General features: G+C 66.3%; 15 protein-coding genes and 4 tRNA genes. 6 read left to right on the forward strand and 13 right to left on the reverse strand.

Annotated features, from left to right (window positions below; translation table 11 throughout):
* Positions 1–200 precede the first annotated feature (200 nt).
* The 13 genes from rplL to N5E02_RS03800 all read right to left on the reverse strand — a co-directional run bounded on the left by rplL (position 201) and on the right by N5E02_RS03800 (position 8,018).
* On the reverse strand, positions 201–569 hold the full coding sequence (rplL, locus tag N5E02_RS03740; protein WP_005415408.1) for a 50S ribosomal protein L7/L12: 369 nt from the start codon (positions 567–569) through the stop codon (positions 201–203).
* Between the two features lie 63 nt (positions 570–632).
* Positions 633–1,169, reverse strand: coding sequence for a 50S ribosomal protein L10 (gene rplJ, locus N5E02_RS03745; protein WP_005408203.1), 537 nt, complete (start codon positions 1,167–1,169; stop codon positions 633–635).
* 386 nt (positions 1,170–1,555) lie between these two features.
* Positions 1,556–2,254: a 50S ribosomal protein L1 gene (gene rplA, locus N5E02_RS03750; protein WP_005415407.1), complete on the reverse strand. Its 699-nt coding sequence runs from the start codon at positions 2,252–2,254 to the stop codon at positions 1,556–1,558.
* A 4-nt stretch (positions 2,255–2,258) separates the two neighbouring features.
* The gene (rplK, locus tag N5E02_RS03755; protein ID WP_004145248.1) at positions 2,259–2,687 is read right to left on the reverse strand and encodes a 50S ribosomal protein L11; all 429 of its coding nucleotides are present in this window, start codon (positions 2,685–2,687) and stop codon (positions 2,259–2,261) included.
* 299 nt (positions 2,688–2,986) lie between these two features.
* A complete protein-coding gene (gene nusG, locus N5E02_RS03760; protein ID WP_279945839.1) occupies positions 2,987–3,547 on the reverse strand; it encodes a transcription termination/antitermination protein NusG in 561 nt (186 codons plus the stop codon).
* A 10-nt stretch (positions 3,548–3,557) separates the two neighbouring features.
* On the reverse strand, positions 3,558–3,971 hold the full coding sequence (gene secE, locus N5E02_RS03765; protein ID WP_004145202.1) for a preprotein translocase subunit SecE: 414 nt from the start codon (positions 3,969–3,971) through the stop codon (positions 3,558–3,560).
* A gap of 49 nt (positions 3,972–4,020) precedes the next feature.
* Positions 4,021–4,096 (reverse strand) — tRNA-Trp (locus N5E02_RS03770).
* 102 nt (positions 4,097–4,198) lie between these two features.
* Positions 4,199–5,389: an elongation factor Tu gene (tuf, locus tag N5E02_RS03775; protein ID WP_188247895.1), complete on the reverse strand. Its 1,191-nt coding sequence runs from the start codon at positions 5,387–5,389 to the stop codon at positions 4,199–4,201.
* A 41-nt stretch (positions 5,390–5,430) separates the two neighbouring features.
* Positions 5,431–5,506, reverse strand: a tRNA-Thr gene (locus N5E02_RS03780).
* 49 nt (positions 5,507–5,555) lie between these two features.
* A tRNA-Gly gene (locus N5E02_RS03785) sits at positions 5,556–5,629 on the reverse strand.
* A gap of 24 nt (positions 5,630–5,653) precedes the next feature.
* Positions 5,654–5,739 (reverse strand) — tRNA-Tyr (locus N5E02_RS03790).
* 137 nt (positions 5,740–5,876) lie between these two features.
* A complete protein-coding gene (locus tag N5E02_RS03795; protein WP_139726761.1) occupies positions 5,877–6,893 on the reverse strand; it encodes an isoaspartyl peptidase/L-asparaginase in 1,017 nt (338 codons plus the stop codon).
* A 105-nt stretch (positions 6,894–6,998) separates the two neighbouring features.
* Positions 6,999–8,018, reverse strand: coding sequence for a cyanophycinase (locus N5E02_RS03800; protein ID WP_279945840.1), 1,020 nt, complete (start codon positions 8,016–8,018; stop codon positions 6,999–7,001).
* A gap of 170 nt (positions 8,019–8,188) precedes the next feature.
* Between N5E02_RS03800 and N5E02_RS03805 the strand changes: the two genes are divergently transcribed.
* The 6 genes from N5E02_RS03805 to N5E02_RS03830 form a co-directional block, all read left to right on the forward strand.
* Positions 8,189–10,927 carry a TonB-dependent receptor gene (locus N5E02_RS03805; protein ID WP_279945841.1) on the forward strand — a complete coding sequence of 913 codons (2,739 nt, stop codon included), beginning with the start codon at positions 8,189–8,191 and terminating at the stop codon, positions 10,925–10,927.
* A gap of 162 nt (positions 10,928–11,089) precedes the next feature.
* Positions 11,090–13,861, forward strand: coding sequence for a response regulator (locus tag N5E02_RS03810; protein WP_279945842.1), 2,772 nt, complete (start codon positions 11,090–11,092; stop codon positions 13,859–13,861).
* Positions 13,858–15,081 carry an EAL domain-containing response regulator gene (locus N5E02_RS03815; RefSeq protein WP_088496492.1) on the forward strand — a complete coding sequence of 408 codons (1,224 nt, stop codon included), beginning with the start codon at positions 13,858–13,860 and terminating at the stop codon, positions 15,079–15,081. Before N5E02_RS03810 ends, N5E02_RS03815 begins: the two co-directional genes overlap by 4 nt.
* Before the next feature lie 121 nt (positions 15,082–15,202).
* Positions 15,203–18,430 (forward strand): hybrid sensor histidine kinase/response regulator, encoded by a 3,228-nt coding sequence (locus tag N5E02_RS03820; protein WP_279945843.1) that lies wholly within the window; start codon positions 15,203–15,205, stop codon positions 18,428–18,430.
* Entirely contained in the window at positions 18,427–19,068 is a 642-nt protein-coding gene (locus N5E02_RS03825) for a response regulator (protein WP_279945844.1), read from the forward strand. Before N5E02_RS03820 ends, N5E02_RS03825 begins: the two co-directional genes overlap by 4 nt.
* A gap of 263 nt (positions 19,069–19,331) precedes the next feature.
* Positions 19,332–21,578: autotransporter outer membrane beta-barrel domain-containing protein (locus N5E02_RS03830; protein WP_279945845.1), on the forward strand; the 2,247-nt coding region annotated here is incomplete at its 3' end.

Below are 21,578 nucleotides of genomic sequence, written 5' to 3' on the forward strand. Positions count from 1 at the left end.
GCTACCACTCCCCCGCTGCCGCGCTCGGCGCTGGCCTGCCGGGGTTTGACTGCAGCCCGTGTTGGGCTTTTTCCTGCTTTTTTTTTCACATCCACGCATGGCGCGGATCTACAACACCGCAACAACGACCAAAGGCCGGGGGCTTACGCCCCCAGCCTTGGCTGCATCGCCGCGAATCGGTGACGATGCAAGGTAACTGCTTACTTGACTTCGACAGTCGCGCCAGCAGCTTCCAGGTCCTTCTTCATCTTCTCGGCTTCTTCCTTCGAAGCGTTGTCCTTCAGGACGCCGCCGGCTTCGGCCAGGTCCTTCGCTTCCTTCAGGCCCAGGCCGGTGATGGCGCGGACGGCCTTGATGACTTCGACCTTCTTCTCGCCGGCAGTCTTCAGGGTGACGACGAATTCGGTCTGCTCTTCAACAGCAGCAGCCGGGCCAGCGGCAGCAGCCACGGCAACCGGAGCAGCGGCGGAGACGCCGAACTTCTCTTCGATGGCCTTGACCAGCTCCATCACTTCCATCAGGGACTTCTCGGCGATGGCGTCGACGATCTGTTCGTTGGTAAGGGACATGATTAATACCTTTGGATGATTTTCTGGATTGAGGTTCCGTCAGGAACCACGGTAAGTCGAAACTCAGGCGGTCTCGGCGGCCGGCTCGGCAGCGTCAGCGGCGACATCGCCACCCCCCTGCTTCTCGCCAACGGCCTTGATGGCGCGGGCAAACATCGTGACCGGCTCGGTCAGGACGCGGGCCAGCATGGCCAGGGCCTGGTCGCGGGTCGGCAGCGATGCCAGCACGTCGACGTGGCTCGCCGGGAACACTTCACCACCGATGGCGACGACCTTAGCCTTCAGCTTGTCGTTGCCCTTGGCGGCTTCCTTGATCAGGCGACCGGCAGCGCCGGGCTCCTCGAGCGAGAACGCGTACAGCAGCGGACCAACCATCTGGTCCTGGGCGACTGCGAACTCGGTGCCTTCAACGGCGCGCGAAGCCAGGGTGTTCTTGACAACCTTCAAGAAAACACCGGTTTCACGAGCCTGCTTGCGCATCGCGGTCATCTGGGCGACCGTGGTGCCAGCGTATTCGGCTGCGATCAAGGAGTGGGCCTTGGCGGCGACGTCTGCCAGCTCGGCGACTACTTCTTGCTTCTGGGACAGATTGAGAGCCATTGCACTCCTCCTATTGAACTCCGCTTACGGCTCCTGCCGTGTGCGGTCCTGTGCGGCATCCATCCTGGACGCCGGGAACATCGGGATGATGTTCCGGGGGTGGGCCGTTCTAGACCTGGAGTGGGCCAACCTGGGAAACCCAGACGTGCGTGAACCAGAAAAACTCCAGAAGGGCACCATCTACGCAGGGTGATTCCGGGGAATCGATTAAGCGCTCCTGACTGCTCCGGCGGCGACTCCTTGCCAGATCGAGCTTCCATGCCCGTCGCCGGTATTGCCACGACCGCGCCTGCGGTCTTTGACGGCTACCGCGGGCGATGCACTGCCAGCGATGCCTTCAAATGTCACGGTCACGGCACCCGGGGCACCGTGACCGCTTGAAACAATTACTTCAGGGTCAGCGACGACTGGTCGACGGTGACGCCCGGGCCCATCGTCGAGCTGACCGAAACCTTCTGCAGGTAGGTGCCCTTCGAGGTGGCCGGCTTGGCCTTGATCAGGTCCAGCAGCAGCGCGGTCAGGTTCGACTTCAGCGCGTCTTCGGCGAAGTCGGCCTTGCCGATGGTGCAGTGGATGATGCCGGCCTTGTCGGTGCGGTAACGGACCTGACCCGACTTGGCGTTCTTCACGGCTTCACCCGGGTTCGGGGAAACGGTGCCGACCTTCGGGTTCGGCATCAGGCCGCGCGGGCCCAGCACGGTGCCCAGCTTACCGACGACGCGCATGGCGTCCGGGGTCGCGATGACGACATCGTAGTTCAGATCGCCGGCCTGCATCTTCTCGGCCAGGTCATCCATACCGACGGCGTCGGCGCCAGCAGCCAGGGCTTCGTCAGCCTTGGCACCGGCCGGAGCGAACACGGCGACGCGGACCGACTTGCCGGTACCGGCCGGCAGCACGGTGGAGCCACGGACCTGCTGGTCGGACTTCTTCGCATCGACGCCCAGGCGCACGGCGACGTCGATCGACTCGACGAACTTGGCCTTGGTGGCGGTCTTCAGGATGTTGATCGCGTCCTCGAAGGCGTATGCCTTGCCCGGAACGACGGCGGCCTTGATGGCCTTCTCACGCTTGGTCTGTGCCATCTTATTAACCCTCCACCACGAGGCCCATGGAACGGGCAGAGCCAGCGATGGTACGCACGGCGGCGTCCAGGTCGGCGGCAGTCAGATCCGGTTCCTTCGCCTTGGCGATCTCTTCCAGCTGCTTACGGGTGACCTTGCCGACCTTCTCGGTGTTCGGGCGCTTGGAGCCCGACGAGATGCCAGCGGCCTTCTTCAGCAGGGTGGTAGCCGGGGTGCTCTTGGTGATGAAGGTGAACGTACGGTCCGAGTAGGCCGTGATGATCACCGGAACCGGCAGACCCGGCTCGAGCTTCTGCGTGGCAGCGTTGAACGCCTTGCAGAATTCCATGATGTTCAGGCCACGCTGACCCAGCGCAGGACCGACCGGCGGCGAGGGGTTGGCCTGACCGGCCTTCACCTGCAGCTTGATGTAACCGACAACTTTCTTTGCCATGTGAGTGCTCTCCGGGTGCTAGCGCCTTTCGACAACAGGCTCCCCATCGGACCGGGAATCACGCGTCCCGGCATCGCGTTTTGAAATCATGCTGAAGGCCACCTTGCGGCGGCCTCGTCCTGCTGGCTTTCCCAGCGGGGAGCCGCGCACTATAACAGGTTTTTTCTTCACATGCCTGAAGCAGCAGGTAAACGAACGGAACCGGGCCAGGCCCGGTTCCCTTTGGAGAGTCGAGCCTTGCCCGACTACCGCACCATCCATACCCCGGAGCCGAGCATGGCTCGACTCGACAGCACAGGTCAGACGGCCTTTTCGACCTGGCCGAACTCGAGCTCGACCGGAGTGGCACGACCGAAGATCAGCACCGAGACGCGCAGACGGCTCTTCTCGTAGTTGACTTCTTCGACGACGCCATTGAAATCGTTGAACGGACCGTCGGTGACGCGAACCATCTGGCCCGGCTCGAACAGCACCTTCGGACGCGGCTTCTCGACACCCTCCTGAACGCGATTCAGGATGGCCTCGGCCTCGGAATCGGCGATCGGCAGCGGGCGATCAGCGGTGCCGCCGATGAAGCCCATGACCCGCGGGGTTTCCTTGACCAGATGCCAGCTTTCGTTGTCGATGCGCGGAATGCCGGCTTCCTCGTGGGTCTCGATCTGGACCAGCACGTAACCCGGGAAGAACTTGCGCTCGGAACGGCGCTTCTGGCCGGCGCGCATCTCGACCACTTCCTCGGTCGGGACCAGGACGTCGCCGAAGCGCTCTTCCATGCTATCACGGACGATGCGATCGCGCAGAGCCTGCGCCACCGACTTCTCGAAGCCCGAATAGGCGTGAACGACGTACCAACGCTTCATGCAATTCTCCTTAGCGGCTCAGGAACCACTGAGTCAGTTTCTGGATCAGGAAGTCGAAGCCACCCAGCAGCAGGCTGAGGATGAGCACCACGACGATCACGACCCAGGTCATGCGGACGGCTTCCTGGCGCGTCGGCCAGACCACCTTGCGCAGTTCGAAGCGCGACTCGGAGAGGAATTCGCGGGTGTCGCGCCCCTTGCCGGTCAGCATGAACACGCCGATACCGCCAACCAGACCGACCACGACCGCCAATGCACGCAACTGACCCGCCCACGCACCCAGCTGGGCGGCGCGACCGGAGTCCGCGGAGAACCAGAACCAGACGAACAGACCGGCCAGCACCAGCAGCGATGCGGCGACATACTTGACGATATCTCCACCGTTGGCGGAGTTGTCCTTGGAGTGTTCGATCTTGCTATTCATCCGGCTGTGTCTGCTTTAGCGGCCCAGGCCGCTGGATAAGGTGGGCAGATGGCACGCCAGGAGGGACTCGAACCCCCAACCTGCGGTTTTGGAGACCGCTGCTCTGCCAATTGAGCTACTGGCGTACGTTGAAAACTTGCCTTCCCTTAGACGGCGAAGGCGGACCGAGGTTCCCGGCCCGCCATTCGCGTAACCGGCGGCGCTATGCAACCACCGGTACTGCAGGCTTACTCGATGATCTTCGAGACCACGCCGGCGCCGACGGTACGGCCGCCTTCGCGGATGGCGAAGCGCAGACCTTCGTCCATGGCCACCGGGTTGATCAGGGTGACTTCCATCTTGACGTTGTCACCCGGCATCACCATTTCGACGCCTTCCGGCAGCTTGGCGGCGCCGGTGATGTCGGTGGTGCGGAAGTAGAACTGCGGACGGTAGCCGTTGAAGAACGGGGTGTGGCGGCCGCCCTCGTCCTTCGACAGCACGTACACTTCGCCTTCGAACTTGGTGTGCGGCTTGATCGTGCCCGGCTTGGCCAGCACCTGGCCACGCTCGACGTCGTCACGCTTGGTGCCGCGCAGCAGCAGGCCAGCGTTGTCGCCTGCCTGACCCTGGTCCAGCAGCTTGCGGAACATTTCAACGCCGGTCACGGTGGTCTTCTGCACCGGACGGATGCCGACGATTTCGATTTCGTCGCCAACCTTGATCACGCCGCGCTCGATACGACCGGTCACCACGGTGCCGCGGCCCGAGATCGAGAACACGTCTTCCACCGGCATCAGGAACGGCTTGTCGATCGCACGCTCCGGCTCCGGAATCCAGCTGTCCAGCGCGTCGACCAGCTTCAGGATGGCCGGCACGCCGATCTCGCTCTGGTCGCCTTCCAGCGCCAGACGGGCCGAACCGGCGATGATCGGGGTGTCGTCGCCCGGGAACTCGTACTTGCTCAGCAGCTCGCGCACTTCCATCTCGACCAGCTCGAGCAGCTCGGCGTCGTCCACCATGTCGGCCTTGTTCAGGAACACGACGATGTACGGCACGCCGACCTGGCGCGACAGCAGGATGTGCTCACGGGTCTGCGGCATCGGGCCGTCAGCGGCCGAGCACACCAGGATCGCGCCGTCCATCTGGGCGGCACCGGTGATCATGTTCTTGACGTAGTCAGCGTGGCCCGGGCAGTCAACGTGGGCGTAGTGACGGGTCGGGGATTCGTATTCGACGTGCGCGGTCGAGATCGTGATGCCACGCGCCTTTTCTTCCGGCGCGGCGTCGATCGAGGAGTAGTCCTTGAACTCGCCACCGAAGCGCTCGGCACCGATCTTGGTCAGTGCGGCGGTCAGCGTGGTCTTGCCGTGGTCGACGTGACCGATGGTGCCGACGTTGACGTGCGGCTTGGTGCGCTCGAACTTACCCTTGGCCATGGCTGCTTATCTCGAATTCGTCTGAGAGGTGATGCTTAAGATGGTGCTCACGAAAGGAATCGAACCTTCGACCTCTTCCTTACCAAGGAAGTGCTCTACCGACTGAGCTACGTGAGCCGAGTTTTGCATTATGACATGAACTCGATAATATTCAAAGTTCATTCAATGGAGCGGGAGACGGGAATCGAACCCGCACCATCAGCTTGGAAGGCTGAGGTTCTACCATTGAACTACTCCCGCGCCGGGAATGTCACAACGTGAAACTGGTGGAGGGAGGTGGATTCGAACCACCGAAGGCGTAAGCCAGCAGATTTACAGTCTGCCCCCGTTGGCCGCTTGGGTATCCCTCCTTACCACCCCAACCCGTTGCCGCCGAAGCGTTGCGGTGTGTGGTGGTGAGCCGCTTATTCTGCTGATCAGGCGGGGGGCTGTCAACGCTTTTTTCCATCTTTTTCACACGTTGTCGCAAACCCATTGATACGCAAGGTTATTGCCCAGGGACCGACAGGGTCTCGCTGGCGAAAATTGCGACATGGGGGACGCCATCGGCGCCGATCCAGCCCCGATACATGCCCCGGGTGTTGAACGGCATGGCCATTTTTCCGTCTGCGGCAAGCACGATCGCGCCGCCGTCGCCGCCCATCTTCGGAATCATCTCGTTGATCACGCCCCTGCCGGCCTGCTCCGGCGTCTGCCGCTGGTAGCGCATGCGCGCACAGATCTCGTGCGCGGCCGCAGTCCGGATGTAGTACTCGCCCCAGCCGGTGCCCGATACCGCGCAGCCCGCGTCGGCCCAGGTACCGGCGCCGATGATCGGCGAATCACCCACACGGCCATAGCGCTTGTTGGTCATGCCACCGGTGGAGGTGCCGGCGGCAAGCTGCCCCTGCGCATCCAAGGCAACCGCGCCCACCGTGCCGAAGTGCCTTGCGGTCTCCAGGTCGGCGTGCGCCTGGCCACTGGCCTCTTCCTTCAATGCGCGCTGCAGTTGCTGCCAGCGCTTGTCGGTACGGAAGTAGGATGGATCGACAAGGCCGATGCCCTGCTCCACCGCGAATGCCTCGGCACCCTGCCCGACCATCATCACGTGCCTGGACTTCTGCATCACGGCCTGGGCCAGCAGGATCGGGTTGCGCACCCGCTGCACGCCGGCCACCGCACCTGCAGCCAGGGTGGCGCCATCCATCACTGCGGCATCCAGTTCGTTGTGGCCGTCATGGGTGAACACCGCGCCCTTGCCGGCGTTGAAGGTCGGATCGTCCTCCAGCACGGTGATTGCCGCAGTGACGGCTGCAAGCGCCGGGCGACCGGCCGCCAGTTCGGCATGGCCCTTCAGCAGCGCCGCGCGCAACGCGTCGCGCGCAGCCTTCTCTTCAGCCGGCGACAGGTCCTTGCGCTCGACACCGGCGCCGCCGTGGATGACCAGCAACGGCGAGGCGGCCGGGGCGGCCTGGGCAAGCAACGGCAGGGACAGCAGCGCGGACAGCACCAGGCGCAGTTTCATCGGGTACATCTCCAGCAGGTGTAGTGAATGGATTGCACCGGCAGTGCCGGCCGCTGGCCGGCACCGGTCGCATCAGGAAGGTGGGTTGCCGGCCAGCGGCCGGTACTACCGAAGCGTGAACTCAATCTCGCCGTCGCTGACGTCGGCCACGGCCTGGTAATCGGCCTCGGCCTGGAAATAATCCAGCCGCATGCGGCTGCCGCTGGCGACCACCGTCACCGGCACCGCATGGAAGCGCAGCGGCTCGCCCTCCACCAGGCGGTCGGCGTCGCGGCCGGGGCTGACCACCCAGACCTTGCCTTCGCCATCTGCGCTGTAGACCTGGGCCCGGCCATCGGGCTCAACGCACAGGGCGGTGTCCTCATCGACGCCGATGCCGACGATGTCAGGGTCGCCGCTGTCCTGGGCGGCACGTGCCACGAACACGATCAGGCGACCGAGCCGGTCACGCTTGTCGAAATGGGTGTCGGTGACCACGCGCTGCAGGTAGGGCATCTGCAGGAAGCCGCTGTCCAGGGTCACGGCACTGCCCATCGGGTCGGCCAGCGCACCGGCCGAGGTGATGCTGCCGCCATCCATGGCGCCATAGGCATAGCCGCCGAGGATGGCCAGGCCAGCGCTGGTACCGGCAATCGGCTTGCCGGCGCGCACATGGGCGTTGAGTGCACGGTTGAGTGCGGTGCCCTTCCAGAAGCGGATATAGCGGGACTGGTCGCCGCCGGCAATGAAGATGGCATCGGCCGCCGCGACCACGCGCAGCACCGCCGGATCATCGGCACCGCGGCGGCTGTCGAAGACCAGGGTCTGCACTGCGGTAGTGCCGCCGATCTCGCGGTACAGGCGGTCCTGCAGTTCGTCGCCACCGGAGGCGCGCAGAATCAGCACACGGCCATTGCCGGCCTGCTTCAGCCACCACTGGAAGGCCTCCGGCACCCACTCGCCACCGCCCATCAGCATCATGGCGGGCGCGCGCGGACCGGGACGCGGGGATTCCAGATCGCCGATTTCGTAATAGGCGAAGCCGGGGCCCTGCAGGTCCTGCGCGGGCGTGGCCAATGGCCAGGCCAGCACCAGCAGCGCCAGCCAGGCGAAGGGGCCAGGCAGGATCCGGTCGAGGCGTCGCATCTTGATCTCCCTGAACAAAATCGACTTGCAAGCGTTTTCACTCTTTGCCAGATAGGGGCCCAGTAGTCAAGGACATGAAAAAGGCGTTAAATGCGCGCGCCCATTCCGGAAGTCTGAATGGGGGACAGGGCCCCTCCTCTGCGGGCCGGCTTCATTTCCGAGAATTCCTCATGCGTAGACAGGCGATGGCGTGGTCGATCCAGCTGGCGTTGATGGGCGTGGCTGCTTCCGCGGCGGCCCAGGCACCGGCTTCCTCTTCGGTGCAACAACTGGACGCGGTGCAGGTCACCGGCTCGCGCATTCCGCGCGCCCAGGTGGAAGGCCCCGCTCCGATCACGGTGATCAATGCCGAGCAGATCCGCTCCAGTGGCTTCACCACCGTGCCGGACGTGCTGCGTGCAATGACCCAGAACGGCGGTGAGACGCAGAGCCAGCAGTCTTCCAGTGGCGCCGACTTCTCGCCGGGCGCCCAGCAGGTGGACCTGCGCGGCCTGGGCCCGAACCACACGCTGGTGCTGGTCAATGGTCGGCGTATTGCCGATTTCCCGATGCCGTTCAAGGGCCGCAGCAACTTCACCGATGTCTCCAACATCCCACTGGGCATGATCGAGCGCATCGAAGTACTGACCGGCAGCGCCTCGGCCATCTACGGCTCGGACGCGATCGCCGGCGTGGTCAACTTCATCCTGAAGAAGAAGGCCGACGGCACCACGATCGACATGCGCATGGGCACCTCCAGCGAAGGCGGCGGCGAGTCGTTCGACATGAGCCTGGCCAGCGGTTTCAGCCGTGGCAACTTCAACGCCGTGTACAGCGTCGAGCTGCAGTCGCAGACCCCGCTGTGGGCCTATGACCGTGACATCCAGGACTCGACCCGGGATGGCCCCACCGAGGGTTCGCGCATCGCGCGCCGTGCCTATCTGCGCACCGACTACAACGATGACTACCTGGACCCGGGCGCCGCCACCTGCGAAGCGCTGTCCGGCCAGAACCAGGGCAGCACCTATCGTGCCTACCGCCCGAAGTACGGCTACTACTGCGGCAGCGACAGCTCGATCGGCTACGGCACCATCCTCAGCAAGCGCCGCGGCGCCAACGGCTACGCGTCGCTGAGCTACGACTTCGACAATGGCCAGCAGTGGTTCGCCGACGTGCAGCTCGGCTACCACACGATGTCGCTGATGCGCGACGTCACCCAGTGGGGCCGCATGGATGCCAACGGTGATGAGTCGGGCTACTTCAACAACGAAGCCACTGGCGAGATCGAGTTCTGGCAGCGACAGTTCTCGCCCGAGGAAATGGGCGGCCTGCGCAACGCCATGGTGCGCAGCACTCAGAAGACCTTCAGCGTGACCACCGGCTTCAAGGGCAACCTGATTGGCAACTGGGATTACGAAGCGGCGTTGAGCCATTCGCAGTACCAGTCGCGCATCAGCTGGGCACAGATCATTGCCGCCAAGGCCAATGACCTGTTCCTCGGCCCGCAGCTGGGCGTGGATGACGACGGTTTCCCGGTCTACAACGCCGATCCGTCACGCCTGTACCGTCCACTGACCCGCGCCGAGTACGACTCGATCGCCGCGCGTACCACCTACACTCCGAAGTCGCGCACGGAAACCGCCGCCTTCACCCTGACCAACGCAGCACTGTTCGCACTGCCCGGTGGCGATGCCGGGTTTGCCGCGACCGTGGAAGTGGGCCAGCAGGCCTATTCTCTGAACCCCGATCCGCTGGCGACCGGGTACTACTACTACAGCTGGAAGGATTCGGACGGCAAGGGTTCGCGCAACCGCTGGGCGACGGCTGCGGAGCTGCGCATGCCGCTGCACGACACGGTCAACCTGAGCGTGGCGGGCCGCTACGACCAGTACCGCTATTCCGGACACAGCATCGGCAAGGAGACCTGGAGCGGCGGCCTGGAATGGCGCCCGATCGATACCCTGCTGGTGCGCGGCTCCTACGGCACCGCATTCCGTGCACCGGACCTGCACTATGTGTTTGCCGGACCGGGCAACGACGAGACCAGCGCCGAGGATCTGTACACCTGCCGCCTCGAGGAGGCCAGCGACTGTTCCGATTACGAGCGCAACCTGATCCGCAGCCGCACCGGCAACCGCCAGCTCGACCCGGAAACCAGCACCTCGTGGAGCGCCGGCTTTGTCTGGTCACCGGCGATCGGCCTGGACCTGTCGGTGGACTGGTTTGACATCGATATGCGCAACCAGGTGCAGGACATGGACGTGCGCACGCTCCTGGCCAACGAAGCAAACTGCCGCCTGGGCAGCGCCGACATCAATTCGCCGACCTGCGTGGACGCGCTCGCCCGCATCACCCGCAGCAACGACGGACGCCTGTATGGCGTGCGCGTGGAGCCGATCAACGTCGCCCGCGAATCCACCTCCGGCATCGACGCCGGCCTGCGTTATCGCCTGCAGACGGGCATCGGCGATTTCATCTTCAACGGCACGCACACCTGGGTGAAGAAGCATGATTTCCAGCGCTACCCCGGCGACCGCACCGAAGACCAGTTCGCGGTCAACAGTGGCTTCGACATTCCGCGCACCAAGACCAGCCTGAGCGTGACCTGGGAGAAGGATGCGTGGTCGGCAACGGTGTACGGCTCGCGCCTGGGCAAGCTGCCGACCTCGGACAGCTACGACCAGGTGTTCGACTGGGACAGCGGCGACAGCCCGTACGTGAAGGCGACCTATCGCTACAACGCCTCGCTGCAGTACCGCGTCGACGACCACTCGCGCCTGTCGCTGTCGGTGGTCAACGTGTTCAACAAGATGCCGCCGAAGGACCGTACCTACACCGCTTACCCGTACTACGACGTGTCCTGGTTCGACAGCGTCGGCCGCACGATCAACCTGCAGTACACCCACAAGTTCGGTGGCAGCGCACTGTAAGTGCCTGGCCAGCGCCGATACAGGAGACCCCCGCTTCGGCGGGGGTTCTCTTTTCTGCCGCCTGAACGGTACCCACGCGCAGGCTCCGGCCTGACCGGCCAGCGGGGGATTTTAGGAAACAGCTGATTCCGCGCCATCAGCGCCGCTCCCTAGCATCGTTGCATGTTCCGCTTTCCCCGCCCTTCGCTGCAGCAGGCCGTGCCATCGACCACCGCGTCGGTGTTGCTGCGCTGCCTGACCGTCTGCGTCTTCATCTGCCTGGCCGCCGCGGCCGGGTTCTACCTGCTCACGGCATTCACCGAAGACATCTCGACCCATCGCCGCGAGATGAATGCAGCGGCCTACAAGGCACAGATCTATTTCGACCAGCGCGAAGCCCTGCTGCGCTACCTGGGGGATTCGGTACTGGCCGGCAACCCGGATGCACCGGCCGCAGACAGCGAGGGCGTGCGCCAGCTGCCGCTGGATGGTCCCGGTGGCCAGCCGGGCCAGCGGCTGCTGCTGTCAGCGCGCGCCGAGCACACGCTGCAGGCACTGCAGACGCATCTGCTGCTGATCGATGCACGCGGCGCGCACTGGCTGGCCGGGGGCGAGGTCGACGTCGACCTGGTGCACCTGCCATCACTGCGTGCGCTGCAGGCACGCAGCGGCAGCCTCCAGGGTGCAGACCCGGTGTACTGGCTGCGGCCGGGTGACAGTGGCGTTGCGCTGGCGCAGCCGGTACAGGCGGGCCCCCAACCGGCGCAGTGGCTGGTGCTGCTGCTCGATGGCGCGGCGGCGGCGAGCATGATCGACGGCCAGGGCATTGGCGGTTACGCGCTGCTCGACCGTGCGGGGCAGCCTGCATTGTCCAGCCAGGCACCGCGGCTGGATGGTGCGGGCTGGAAGACCCTGCGGGAGCGCCAGGACGACAGCTTCGGCACGTTGTGGAGCGGCGGCCTGCCGCGCGGCGTAGCGCTGGTGAAAAGTGTCGGCAATGACGGCTGGCGGTTGGTCTACCACCTGCCGCCGCCGCTGCTGCTGGGCGACCTGGCCGTGCCCCTGCTGGTCTGCGTGCTGTTGCTGCTGCTGGCCGGTGTTGCGCTGCGCCTGCTACGGCATCGCGTTGACCTCCAGCTGATCCAGCCGGCCCTGCAGCAGCACCGCCGCCTGCTGGAGAACCTGGACTTCAGTTCGACGGTGATCGACATGGCGCCGGTCGGCATCTGCGTCCTGCGCCGCAGCGACCGCGCGCTGCTGCTCTCCAACCAGCTGCTGCGCGACTGGCTCGGCGAAGAAGGCGAACACAGCGACTGGCAGGCACCATGGCGCGGACATGCCGGCGAACGCGGGCGTGGACTTGAATTCACCGCCCGCGATGGGCGCCAGCTGCAAGTGCTGCACGCGGCCTGCCGCTACCAGGGCGATGACGTGCTGCTATGCGTCTTCCATGATATTTCCCGGCACCGCCAGGCACAGGCCGCACTGTCGTCGGCACGCCAGGCCGCCGATGCGGCCAACCAGGCCAAGAGCGCGTTCCTGGCCACCATGAGCCATGAGATCCGCACCCCGCTGTATGGCGTGCTGGGCACGCTGGAGCTGCTGGGGCACACCTCGCTGGACGCCCGGCAGTCGCAGTACCTGCGCACCATCGAGAGTTCCTCGTCGGTCCTGCTGCAGTTGATCAGCGATGTGCTGGATGTTTCCAAGATCGAGTCAGGACAGCTCAGTCTGGAGCCGACGGCGTTCTCGCCGCGCGAGCTGACCGAGAGCGTGCTGCGCAGCTTCGCCGCGTCGGCCACCTGCAAGGGCCTGCAGATCCTGGTCTGTACCGATCCGCGCCTGCCGACACGGGTGCTCGGTGATGCCGACCGCATCCGCCAGGTGCTGGGCAACCTGCTCAGCAACGCGATCAAGTTCACCGAGCATGGCCGGGTGGTATTGCGCGTGCGCCAGGTGCAGCGCGAAGGTGAATCGAGCGTGCTGGCATGGCAGGTGACCGATACCGGCGTGGGCATCGCTGCGGAGGAACAGGCGCGGTTGTTCGAACCGTTCCGCCAGGTCCGCGGCGCAGCCAGCGCGCAGGGCACCGGCCTGGGCCTGTCCATCAGCGACCGCCTGGTACGCCTGATGAGCGGCGAGCTGCAGGTGGTGAGCGAACCCGGGCTGGGCAGCAGCTTCAGCGTCCGCCTGCCGTTGCCGGTGCTGGCCGCTGCCGAGGATGGCCCCACACTGCTGCCGGAACCACCGATCCTGGTGCGCGGCCGCGACCGCGAGCTGGTCGACAGTGCCTGTGGCTGGCTGTGTCGCTGGGGCGCCAACGCGCAGCCCCTGCTTGGTGACCCGGCGTTGCTGGACCATGACGGCGCGATCCTGATGGATGGCGAAGCCGGGATGCCGCTGGCCTGGTCGGGCCCGCGAGTGGTGGCATCGATCGAGGGCGGTGACCAGCCGATCACTGCCGCCGACGGCAGCCTGGTGGTGACCCTGCACGGCATGACCGCGATCGGCAAGGCGCTGGCCAGCGTGCAGCAGCAGCGCGCGGCGCAGCCGGAGGCCACGCGCACGGCACCACCGATGCCTCTGGGCCTGCGCGTGCTGGCCGTCGAGGACAACCCGATCAACCGGGTGATCCTGGCCGAGCAGCTGCGCACCCTCGGCTGCGACGTGGAGCTGGCACAGGATGGCATGGAAGCGCTGCAGCGGTGCCGCGAGCAGTGCTTCGATCTGGTGGTGACCGACATCAACATGCCGCGCATGGACGGCCACGCGCTGGCCCGCCAGCTGCGCGATAACGGCAACCCGGTACCGGTGATCGGCGCCACCGCCAATGCCACCGCCGAAGAGCGCGAGCGCTGCCTGGCCAGTGGCATGCAGGGCTACCTCAGCAAACCCGTCGACATCGCCCGCCTGCGCAAGGCGCTCACCACCCTGCGCCAAGGAGACCCCGCATGACCCAGCGCGTCCTGATCCTGGAAGACCAGCCCTTCCAACGTGGTTTCCTGGCCAATCTGTTCGGCAGCCGCGCCGGTGTCCAGGTCGATGCCTGCGAAGACGTGGATGCCGCCATCGCACTGTGTGCCTGCCAGCCCTACGACCTGGTGGTCAGTGACCTGCTGATGCCCGGGCAGGACGGCATCCAGTTCATCCAGGCACTGGCGGCGCAACCACGCCCGCCGCGCCTTGCCGTGGTCAGCGCGGCCCCGCGGCGGATGATGACCTCGGCACGGCTGATGGCCGAATCGCTGGGGCTGGATGTGATCGGCCTGCTGCCCAAGCCGGTGGCGGCCGCCGACGTGGACGCGCTGTTCGAGGCGCTGGCGCAGGCGCGCCCGGCCACCGACAAGGCCCCCTCACTCGCGGCAGCGGCAGTCCCCGAACCGGATGCGTCGCAGCTGCGCCAGGCGATGGCCGATGGCAGCCTGACGGCGTGGTTCCAACCCAAGAAGTCACTGCAGTCCGGACGGGTGGTGGCGGCCGAAGCACTGGTGCGCTGGCGCCACCCGCAGCTGGGCACGCTGGCCGCCGGCAGCTTCCTGCCGGCGATCTGCCGCTACGGGCTGGAGGGCGACCTGCTGCGGATGATGCTCAAGGCCAGCATCAGCGCACAGGCGCGTTGGCGCAAGCAGGGCTTCCGGGTACCGGTGTCGATCAACCTGCCGCCTCATCTGCTGGAGCAGTCGGACCTGCCCGATGAGCTGCTGGCGCTGACCCTGGCCCACGGCGGGACGCCCGGCGAGTTGTGCTTCGAACTGATGGAGAACAGCACCACGCGGCACGTCAGCGACTTCTATGCCGGTGCCTGCCGGCTGCGCATGAAGGGCTTCGGCTTGGCCCAGGATGATTTCGGGCAGGGCCTGAGCTCGGTCCACAACCTGGTCAATACCCCCTTCACCGAGGTCAAGATCGACCGCGCGCTGGTCAGTGGCTGCGCCCGTGACCCGGCCCTGCACCTGACCCTGTCGACGGTGATCGCACTGGCCAACCAGCTGGGCCTGATCATCGTGGCTGAGGGCGTGGAAAGTGATGCCGACCTGGCCGCACTGCGGCAGTTAGGGTGCAGCCAGGTGCAGGGGTTCCTGATCTCGCAGGCGCTGCCGTCGGACGAATTCAACCGTTTGCTGGACGAGGAAGCACCGCAACTGGACGAAAGACCGCGGGCCGCCCTGCGCTGACGCGGATTCCACGACGGCTTCACAAAAACATCAAGCGGCATTGATGATCCTGTCTATGCAGTAGCGGCGGACTTCGCGCCGCCACCGGTGCCGATGTCCGCCCCATGCCCTGAGACCTGCCATGCCGGCCGAGGCCGCTCCTGTACGCCGACTCGCTCGCCGCTCGCTCCGCGTCCATGCCCTGTTGATCGGCGTGGTGGTGCTGGCGACCCTGCAGGCCGGACTGCTGCTGTCGGCCGGCTCGCAACTGTTGAACGAAGAGCGCAGCAAGATCGAGTACCACTTCCGCCGCCTGGACGGCACGTTGCGCGAGCAGGAGCGCTTCCTGCGCCAGTGGCGGCTGCATGATGTCGGCGTACGAGGCCAGCCGGTTGCCGATGCCAGCGTGGAACTGCAACGCGGTCCGTTGTATGCCAACTTCGCGGTGATCGGGAGCGAGGGGGCCGGTCGTTCGCCACCGACCGAGCTGGGCGACCGGTTCCTGCGCTTCTACGGCACGTTCTGGTCCGCTTCGCGCTACCCACCACCGCAATGCCTGCTGGTCGATGGCCAGGGCACACGCGGGCTGCTGGCACCGGTACAGACCGTCGGTACCGATGCAAGCCAGAACAGCCCGCATCACCTGCGACCGGCGATCGCCGACATCCACCGCGCACTGGGTACGCGGCCCACGCTGCAGCGCGGCGGCATCGCCTGGGTAAGCGTGCCGTGGCGCGACCGGCAGACCTGGCTGCTCGCCATCGCCCACGCTCCGCAGGATGCGCGCCTGTGGGGGGAGGACGGCAAGGATTCGCAGGCCGCGCTGGCGTGCCTGCTCGATCCGGCACGCGTCGATGACTACCGGCAGGTGCTGGGTGTTCCGGTGTTCCAACGGCTGTCGCTGTTCGATGCCGATGGCCAGCGCCTGCTGGGCGATGCTGCAGATGCCAGCAACGCTGGCACCTCCTGGCAGGCAGGCCTGGGAGGCCTGCAGTTCCGCATGCGCAGCGAGCGCGGCTGGCTGGCGGTCTACCACGTCAGCTGGCGGCAGGTATTCCAGCACCCGCAGGGGCCGCTGCTCGGTGCGACGGTGGTGGCCCTGCTGCTGGCACTGGGTGGCACGCTGGTGCTGCGCGCGTATCGGCGTTCGGTCATCGAGCCGCTGCGCAGCAACCACGCGCGGCTGCTGGAAAGCGAAGCCTTCAGCCGCACCATCCTGGACAACGCGCCGATCGGGCTGTGCCTGCTGCACCGTACCGATGGCAATGTGCTGCTGGACAACACCCTCGCCCGCCGCTGGCTGGGCGAAGACCACCACAGCGGAGGCTGGCATGGCCCTTGGCGGCGCAGCGTGCTGTCCGCTGGAGGCACCACGCTCGGCGATGGGCTGGCCTACACCACGCCCGAAGGCCGCCACCTGCTGGTGACCGCGACGCCGGCGCGCTATCGCGGCGAGCCGGCGGTGCTGTGTCTGTTCATCGATCTCAGCAGCCAGCACGAAGCCGAGCAGGTGCTGCAGCAGGCGCGCCGTGCCGCCGACCAGGCCAACCGGGCCAAGAGCCAGTTCCTGGCCACCATGAGCCACGAGATCCGCACGCCGCTGTACGGCGTGCTCGGCACCCTCGAACTGCTCGGACTCACGCCACTGGATGCGCGTCAGCGGGACTACCTGGGGACGATCCAGCGTTCGTCCTCGACGCTGATGCAACTGATCAGCGACATCCTCGATGTCAGCAAGGCCGAGGCCGGGCAACTGAGCCTGGAACCCAGCCCGTTCGATCCAGTGCATCTGACCGAGGATGCGCTCGACTCGTATGCTGCCGCGGCCGCCAGCAAAGGGCTGCAGTTCTACGCCTGCATCGATGCCGACGTGCCGTCCGTGGTGTGCGGTGATGCGGCACGGATCCGCCAGATACTCAACAACCTGATCAGCAACGCGCTGAAGTTCACTGACAGCGGACGCGTGGTGGTGCGCGTCTCGGCACGCTGGCAAGAGCAGCGCTGCTGGCTGCAGTGGCAGGTCGCCGATACCGGCATCGGCATTGCCAGCGAGCACCAGGCACACCTGTTCGAGCCGTTCTTCCAGGCCAACCCGGGCACCGATGCGATGCGCGGCACCGGCCTGGGCCTTTCCATCTGCGCGCATCTTGTGGCGTTGATGGAAGGCCAGCTGCGCGTGGTCAGCGAGAGCGGCCTGGGCAGCAGCTTCAGCGTAGAACTGCCGCTGCCCCCGGCGCCGGCCGATCCGCAGCAATCTCCTGCGCCGCAGTTGCCTGCGGGCCTGCAGGTACAGGTGCGGGGTGGTGTGCGCGAGCTGGTCCAATCACTGTGCGACCGCCTGCAGCAGCGCGGTGCACTGGCCAGCGTGTACCGCGATGAAAGCGCGGCGGGCTTGCCGTCGTCCACCGTGCTGCTCGACCTGGTCCTGGGCGACGCGTTGCCCGGGTGGGTGGATGGACCGCGTGCGGTTGCCTGCCGCGACGGCGGCGTGCGGCCACGGCAGATCGATGGCGCCTGGCAGGTTGGCCTGCACCGGTTCGACGCGATCGTGCTCGCGTTGGCTGCCGCCAGTGGCCAGCCGCTGGCGGCCAGCGCCGAAGGGCGCCTGCCGGCGACGCGCCGTTTCGGCCTGCAGGTGCTGGTGGCCGAGGACAACCCGATCAACCAGGCGATCCTGCGCGACCAGCTGGAACAGCTCGGCTGCCGCGCCGTGGTCGCCAGCGACGGCAATGAAGCGTTGGGCTACTGGCAGCAGGACGAGTTCGCGCTGGTGCTGACCGACCTGAACATGCCCGGGCTGGATGGCTATGGCCTGACGCGCGCCTTGCGGGCGCGCGGTGTCAGCGTGCCGATCCACGGCGCCACCGCCAATGCCGACCCGGCCGAACGCCAGCGCTGCCAGGAATCGGGCATGCAGGGCGTGCTGGTCAAGCCGATCACGCTGGAAGCGCTGCAACGCCTGCTGATCGGGATAACCCGGGGCGACGCAACGGTTCCCGCGCCATCGCAAGCACCGGAATCCACCGATACGGGCGATGATGATCTCCCGCTGCAGGTTCCCGCGAGGATGCAGGCGTTGTTCGTGCAGACCATGCAGGCCGACCTGGACAGCCTGCGCCAGTCGATTGCCAGCGCCGATCCCGCGCGCGTGGTGCAGGTACTGCATCGCATCCGTGGCGCACTGGTCATCGTGGGCGCACCCGCCCTGGTGGACAGCGGCCTGCAGATCGAGCACAGCCTTGCGAGCGGCGATGACCTGACCACCCAGGAGGCGTCGCTTGCCCACTTCCAGCGACGCCTCGAACAGCTGTTGCATCCGCTGCTTGATGCGGCCTCCCCTTCCCCACCTGACGACCCGACCCTGCCATGACCACACGGATCCTCATCGCCGACGACCACCCGATCGTGCTTGCCGGCATCCGCGACGTATTGGCCGGGGAACTGGACCTGGACGTGGTGGGTGAGGCGGCCGACCCGGCGGCGCTGATCGAACTGATGACCCGCACCCGCCCACAGGTCGTGATCACCGACTACAGCATGCCGGGGGGCGACCGCTTCGGTGACGGCATCAAGCTGATCTCGTTCCTGCGCCGCAGCTTCCCGGAGACGCGCCTGCTGGTGCTGACGATGGTGTCCAATCCGTCGTTGGTTGCAGCGATGTATGCCGCCGGCGCCGGCGGCGTCGTGCTCAAGAGCCATGGATTGGGCAGCCTGGTACAGGCCCTGCGCGTGGTGCTGGCCGACCGCGTCTACCGGCCACCGGGCCTGCTGCCGGTCGCGGCGAGCGAACCAGCCGATGCCGATGCGGTCCGTGCACGCCTGTCGCCGCGCGAACTGGAAGTGATCCGGCTGTTTACCGGCGGCATGAGCGTGGGCGACATCGCACGCCAGCTGCAGCGCAGCGCCAAGACGGTCAGCACGCAGAAGATCAGTGCGATGCGCAAGCTCGGCGTGGACAGTGACCAGGCACTGATCGAGTACTGCCTGCAGGCCTCGTTGTTCGCCTGAGGCCCACTCCAGGCTGAATCCTGCGGGCCCCGTACGAGGGCCTGCGACGGCTTTAGGAAACGCCTGATTCCATAGGACAGTGCCGATTTCTAGGCTGGACGCATCCCGCCATGGTGCGCCTGCCGGCAGCAACCGCGTCGCCGTGGGGGACGGAAGCCCGATGGCGCCTGCAGCTGCTATCGCGTGTGGCTTCCGCAGCGACGCGGCCCTGCCGCGCCAGTCCGCGCAGCCCTGCTGCGCCCTGCCACAGGAAGTCCAACAGCATGTACGCCTCCCCCACTCGGCGCCGCCGAGCGTCCGGGCGCGCGCGCCTCGCGCCTGCTCCCCTCCTTCCCAGCCTGCTGGCAACCGCCCTGTGGGCGGCACTGCCAGTCCACGCCGCCGATCTGACCGGGCCCCTGCAGGTCAGCGACGGCAACAACCTGCAGCTGGGTGCCGATGATGTCCTCACCCATGGCGCGGGCAGCTTCGCACTGACCGTCACCGGCGCTGGCAGCAGCGCACTGATCGATGGCAGCCGCATCAACGTGACCGGTAATGGCAGCGCCGTGTCTGCTGCCAGTGGCGGCCAGGTGCAGCTGCGCGGTGCCACCATGTCGATCGCACCCGCTACCGGCGTGGGCTTCTACGCACTGTATGCCAATGGTGCCGGCAGCGTGATCGATGCGCGCGATGTCGATATCGATGCCACGCGCAACGGCAGCGGATTCGGCAGCGTGCAGGCCTACAACGGTGGCGTGATCCGTTACACCGGGGGCCGTCTTTCAGTGACAGGTACCGGTGCGGCGCTGGCCGGTGCGTCCGGCAAGGGCAGTGAACTGCACCTGGCCGATCTGCAGATGAGCGCCGACGGTGGTGCCCGCCTGCGCGCCGACAGCGCGGGCCTGCTGACGATCCGCAACAGCCGCATCACCCTCGCTCCCGGTGGCATCCTCGCCGGCGTTGCCGTCGATGGCGCGGGCAGCCGCGCCGAGCTGTATGACACCTACATGGAAGGCGGCTGGTTCGATATCGACAGTGGTGGCAGCGTGCTGCTGGAGAACGTGGAAGCGCACTCGGTGGGTGGCAGCATGCGCCTGCTCGGCAGCCGCATCAGCAAGACCTATTCCAGCGCAGTGATCAACGGCGGCAGCTTCTACACCGTCGGCGGCTATGGCGTGAACATCAACAGCTGGGGGCAGCTGACCGCCCGCGACGCCGCGTTCGATGTGCGTGATGGCTACTCCGGATTCTGGCTGGCCAGCGATGAGTCGCGCCTGCAGCTGACCGACAGCACCATCGACACCTGGACCGACACCTACGGCTACGGTGTCGAGATCGCTGGCGGTGTCGCCACCGTGCAGGGCGGCCGGATCACCACGCACGGCGATGCGACCTATGGCGTACGCGTGACCGGTTCCACCGGCAGCACCGCCAGCCGCATTGAAGCCACCGGAAGCGTGATCGACATGCGCGGCAACGGGGGTGGCGGCGTGTTCATCGGTGGCTCCACCGCCACCGCGCTGCTCGACACCGTTGCGATCCGCGGCGACGGCGAGAACGTGTTCGGCATCGTGCACATGAACACCGCGCGGCTGACCCAGGCCGATCGCCTGGACATCCGCATGACCGGCAGCAACAGCGGTGGCTACCGCTCCTACCTGACCGCGTTCGGCCCGTACTGGAACCGCGCCACCTTCAATGACAGCCACATCGAGACCGCCAGCGGCGCCGCGTTCTGGCTGCAGGGCAGCAACCATGCGTTGACCGTCAATGGCAGCGATGTGACCGCAGGCGACGGCAGCGGGCGCCTGCTGCGCGTCAGCGACACGGTGTTCACCGATGGCAGCAGCGTGGCGACCAGCCGCATCGACTTCAGCGCCGACGCCAGCACGCTGCGCGGTGACGTGGTGGTCGACAGCGCAACGGCTGACGTACGCATGGTGCTGGGCAACGGCACCACGTTCAGCGGTGCTCTGCGCAACGACTCCGGCTACCAGGTCGCACACCTTGCGCTGGATGGCAGCAGCCAGTGGAACGTGCGTGCCAGTTCCAGCGTCGGCGCGCTCGAACACGCCGGCACCATCGCCTTCGATACCCCGGGGGCAAGCGGCTTCAAGACCGTCACTGTCAGCGGCGACTATGTGGGCAACGGGGGCCAGTGGATCTTCAACCGTGCACTGGGTGACGACACTTCGCTGGGCGACCAGCTGGTCATCAATGGCAACAGCAGCGGCACTGCCAGCGTGAGCGTGCGCAATGCCGGCGGTGCCGGTGCACTGACGCAGGAGGGTATCCGCCTGATCACCGTTGGCGGCCAGTCCGATGCACAGTTCAGCCTGCAGGGACGCGCGGTCGCCGGTGCCTACGACTACTTCCTGTTCAAGGGCGGCGTGTCGACCCCGGATGATGGCAACTGGTACCTGCGTTCGGAATACGTGCCACCCGTCGATCCGCCGGAGCCGCCGGAACCGCCGATTGATCCGCCGCAGCCGCCGGAGCCGCCGGTCGACCCGCCGTCACCGCCGGAA

Source organism: Stenotrophomonas sp. GD03777, assembly GCF_029842485.1.
GTDB lineage: Bacteria > Pseudomonadota > Gammaproteobacteria > Xanthomonadales > Xanthomonadaceae > Stenotrophomonas > Stenotrophomonas sepilia.

Bases quoted from the DNA above. Each gene is read 5' to 3' on its own strand.
- rplL (WP_005415408.1), bottom strand. From the start codon at position 569: ATGTCCCTTACCAACGAACAGATCGTCGACGCCATCGCCGAGAAGTCC.
- rplJ (WP_005408203.1), bottom strand. From the start codon at position 1,169: ATGGCTCTCAATCTGTCCCAGAAGCAAGAAGTAGTCGCCGAGCTGGCA.
- rplA (WP_005415407.1), bottom strand. From the start codon at position 2,254: ATGGCACAGACCAAGCGTGAGAAGGCCATCAAGGCCGCCGTCGTTCCG.
- rplK (WP_004145248.1), bottom strand. From the start codon at position 2,687: ATGGCAAAGAAAGTTGTCGGTTACATCAAGCTGCAGGTGAAGGCCGGT.
- nusG (WP_279945839.1), bottom strand. From the start codon at position 3,547: ATGAAGCGTTGGTACGTCGTTCACGCCTATTCGGGCTTCGAGAAGTCG.
- secE (WP_004145202.1), bottom strand. From the start codon at position 3,971: ATGAATAGCAAGATCGAACACTCCAAGGACAACTCCGCCAACGGTGGA.
- tuf (WP_188247895.1), bottom strand. From the start codon at position 5,389: ATGGCCAAGGGTAAGTTCGAGCGCACCAAGCCGCACGTCAACGTCGGC.
- N5E02_RS03795 (WP_139726761.1), bottom strand. From the start codon at position 6,893: ATGAAACTGCGCCTGGTGCTGTCCGCGCTGCTGTCCCTGCCGTTGCTT.
- N5E02_RS03800 (WP_279945840.1), bottom strand. From the start codon at position 8,018: ATGCGACGCCTCGACCGGATCCTGCCTGGCCCCTTCGCCTGGCTGGCG.
- N5E02_RS03805 (WP_279945841.1), top strand. From the start codon at position 8,189: ATGCGTAGACAGGCGATGGCGTGGTCGATCCAGCTGGCGTTGATGGGC.
- N5E02_RS03810 (WP_279945842.1), top strand. From the start codon at position 11,090: ATGTTCCGCTTTCCCCGCCCTTCGCTGCAGCAGGCCGTGCCATCGACC.
- N5E02_RS03815 (WP_088496492.1), top strand. From the start codon at position 13,858: ATGACCCAGCGCGTCCTGATCCTGGAAGACCAGCCCTTCCAACGTGGT.
- N5E02_RS03820 (WP_279945843.1), top strand. From the start codon at position 15,203: ATGCCGGCCGAGGCCGCTCCTGTACGCCGACTCGCTCGCCGCTCGCTC.
- N5E02_RS03825 (WP_279945844.1), top strand. From the start codon at position 18,427: ATGACCACACGGATCCTCATCGCCGACGACCACCCGATCGTGCTTGCC.